This window comes from Streptomyces mesophilus, assembly GCF_040300965.1.
Classification (GTDB): domain Bacteria; phylum Actinomycetota; class Actinomycetes; order Streptomycetales; family Streptomycetaceae; genus Streptomyces; species Streptomyces mesophilus_A.
In genome coordinates this window covers 1-3,222 of sequence record NZ_JBEPEW010000297.1, presented here as the reverse complement: position 1 = coordinate 3,222, position 3,222 = coordinate 1, and the positions used below count along the sequence as shown (strand labels likewise).

Annotated in this window: 3 protein-coding genes and 1 pseudogene; all 4 read right to left on the bottom strand. The window is 74.6% G+C overall.

Annotated elements, in window-relative coordinates; all coding sequences use genetic code 11:
* Window positions 1-239: pseudogene (locus ABT367_RS41205) on the bottom strand (NADase-type glycan-binding domain-containing protein); the annotation flags it as partial.
* A 31-nt stretch (window positions 240-270) separates the two neighbouring features.
* A complete protein-coding gene (locus tag ABT367_RS41200) occupies window positions 271-1,182 on the bottom strand; it encodes a sirohydrochlorin chelatase (RefSeq protein WP_352259085.1) in 912 nt (303 codons plus the stop codon).
* Complete coding sequence (locus tag ABT367_RS41195) at window positions 1,179-1,802, bottom strand: precorrin-8X methylmutase (RefSeq protein WP_352259084.1); 624 nt, start codon at window positions 1,800-1,802, stop codon at window positions 1,179-1,181. Before ABT367_RS41195 ends, ABT367_RS41200 begins: the two co-directional genes overlap by 4 nt.
* Window positions 1,799-3,222: precorrin-3B C(17)-methyltransferase (gene cobJ / locus ABT367_RS41190; RefSeq protein ID WP_352259082.1), on the bottom strand; the 1,424-nt coding region annotated here is incomplete at its 5' end. The genes cobJ and ABT367_RS41195, both read right to left, overlap by 4 nt.

The window sequence follows — 3,222 nt, the reverse complement described above, 5'->3', positions numbered from 1 at the left end:
CTGCCCGCCCCGTCCGCGCCGTCGGTGCTGCCCGCCCCGTCCGCGCCGCCAGTGCTGCCCGCCCCGTCCGCGCCGCCAGTGCTGCCCACGCCGTACAAGCCGTCCGCGCCGTATGAGCCGTCCGCCTCGGCCGAACCGCCCGCAACCGCCCCGGCCCCGTCGCCGGCCAGGGTCTCGACCCCGTCGCTCACGACCGCCTCGGCCGCACCATCAGCCAGCGCCTCAGCCCCACCCCTCACGACCGCCTCAACCCCTCCGCCGGTCACCGCCTCAGTGCGCGTGCGCATGACCATGGTGGTGACCCGCGCCGTGGTGATGGTGGTGCCCGTCGTCGTCCGGGTGGAAGTGCGGCTGCTGCGGCAGCCCCACCTTGTCCTCGAAGCCCGGGAGAGCGATGCGGTACACACAGGAATCGCAGTTCATCCGCAGATCGCCCTTGAGGGCTTCCCGGTACCGCTCCATCACGAGATCGAGCAACTCCGGCTCCGGACCGATCACTTCGGCGCACCGCGTCTCGACCTCCGGGTGCGCATCGGCCCACCCCTCGGCCTGCTGCCGTACGCGCACCGGCAGAATCCCGGTGAACAGGAAGTACGGCAGCACGATCACCCGCCGCGCGCCCAGCTTCACGCACCGGTCGAGCCCGCCCGGCACATCGGGCGCCGCGAGCGAGACGAACGCCGTCTCCACACCCGCGTATCCGCGGCCTTCCCAGAACAGCCGTGCGGCCTTGTGCACCTCCGCGTTGGCGTCCGGGTCCGTCGAACCCCGTCCGACAAGCAGCACCGTGACGTCCTCGCGCGCCCAGTCGCCGCGCACCTCGTCGACCCGGCGCTCGAGGACCGCGAGCAGCGAGGGGTGCGGGCCGAGCGGACGGCCGTAGGTGTACGAGATGCCCGGGTGCCGCTCCTTCTCGCGGGCCAGCGCCGCCGGTATGTCGCCCTTGGCGTGCCCGGCCGACACCAGCATCAGCGGAACGGCGGCGAACCTCCGTACGCCCTGCTCCACCAGCTCCGCCACCGCCTCACCGAGCGGCGGCGGAGAGAGCTCGATGAAGCCGCCCGCGACGGTCAGTTCGGGGTGGCGGCGCCCCAACTCCCGTACGAAATCGCGGAAGGCCTCGGCCCCGGCGTCGTCCCGGGTGCCATGTCCTGCGACGAGCAGGGCGGGAGCGGTGGTCACTGGTTCTCCTTCGTACGGGGGTCGTGCTGAGGGGTGAGCGGAGCGGCGGGCCGCGGGTGGTACAGCAGGGCGTTGAGGGCCGCGGCGGCCACCGCGGAGCCGCCCTTCTCGGACACGTTGCTGACCGCGGGCAGCCCGCTCTCGCGCAGCGCGGCCTTGGACTCGGCCGCACCGACGAATCCGACGGGCAGACCGATCACGAGGGCCGGCTCGGCATCGAGCGTCAGGAGCTCTTCGAGCGCGGTGGGCGCGCAGCCGATCACCCACAGCGCACCGGGCCCGACCTGCTCGTGAGCGAGTCGGATCGCGTGGGCCGAACGGGTCAGTTCCGGCCCGGACCTGGCGTCCTTGAGCCGGCAGACCGTCTCGCGCCGGGTGATCCCCGCCGCGACCATCTCCACGTCCACGACCACGGGCGCCCCCGCGTGCAGCGCCGTATGCGCGCGGACGAGAGCGGTCTCGTCCGTGACGAGGTCCGTGGCGTAGTCGAGATCGGCCGCCGAGTGGATCACGCGCTCGACGACCGCCCTGGTCAGCGGGGCGAAGTGCGAGGTGTCGAGGCGGGCGCGCAGCCTGCGGAACGACTCCTGCTCGATGGGGTGCACGATGCGCGCGCTCATCGTCCGGCCTCCCCTGCGTCGGCCCCCGGGGCGTCCGGGTCCTGCTGCCAGCGGTAGCCGCGCGGGGTCACCATCCGGCCGGCTATGTCGCGCGTGGCCGTGTTGCCGACCGTGACCACCGTCATCATGTCGACGGTGGCCGGGTCGAGTGCGGCCAGCGTCGTCAGGCGTACGGACTCGTCCGCGCGCGAGGCGTTGCGCACGACGCCCACCGGGGTACGCGGCGCACGGTGCTCGGCCAGCAGCGACAGCGCCTTCGGGAGCTGCCAGTCGCGGCCCCGGCTGCGCGGGTTGTAGAAGGTCACGACGATGTCCGCCTCGGCGGCCGCGCGCACCCGGCGCTCGATGACCTCCCAGGGCGTGTGCAGATCCGAGAGGCTGATCGAGACATGGTCATGGCCGAGCGGCGCCCCGAGCAGCGCACCGGCCGCGAGCGCGGCGGTCACGCCCGGCACCCCCACGACGTCGATGTCGTCGCTCGCCTCGGCCAGCGCGGGCGAGGCCATCGCGTAGACGCCGGCGTCACCCGAACCGATCAGCGCCACGGCCTGCCCCTTGTGGGCCTCGGCGACGGCGGTACGGGCCCGCTCCTCCTCGGCGCCGAGCCCCGACTCCAGGACCACGGTGCCGGGCCTGAGCAGATCGCGGATCTGGTCCACGTACTGGTCGAGGCCCACCAGGACGGCGGCGCGCCGCAGTTCGTCCTTGGCGCGCGGGGTGAGCAGATCCCGCGCGCCGGGACCGAGCCCGACGACCGCGAGCCGTCCGCGCGGTGCCCGGCGGGCGACGGCGCAGGTGGCCATGGCGGGGCGGCCCTCGGGCGCCGACTTCCTTTTCGGTACGAGGAGTCGGGCGCCCTCCACGAGTGCGGCGGCCTCCGCGACGGACGGGGTGCCGACGGCGGTCAGGGGTGCGTCGGAGGGGTTGGGCACGGGGACGGCGGCGAGCTGCTCGGGGGAGTAGGTGACGAGCGGGACACCGAGCCGTCCGGCCGCTTCGACGATGCCGGGCTCCCCGGCCTTGGCGTCGACGGTGGCGAGACGGGCGACGGAGCGCGGGCTGAGGCCGGCCTCGGCCAGCGCGGCACCGATGACGTCGAGGACCTCGTCCACGGGCGCACCCTTGGAGGCGCCCACGCCGACCACCAGCGACGGTGGACGCAACACGGCCTCGTTCTCGGCCGGTCGGGCCGTGACGAGGTCGGTGAGGCGCAGCCGGGCGGCCGCGGGTGCGGCGCGGTCGGCGTGGCGGGAGCGGTCGGCCGCCGGCCTGACGCGGTCGGCGTCGTCCTCGTGATCGTCCGTCGCAGCAGTGGGCCGGGCGTCCGCCTGGCGGTCGGATGCCGCAGTGGTGGGCCGGGCGTCCGCCGGGCGGTCGGCTGCCGCAGTGGTGGGCCCGGCGTCCGCCGGGCGGTCGGCTG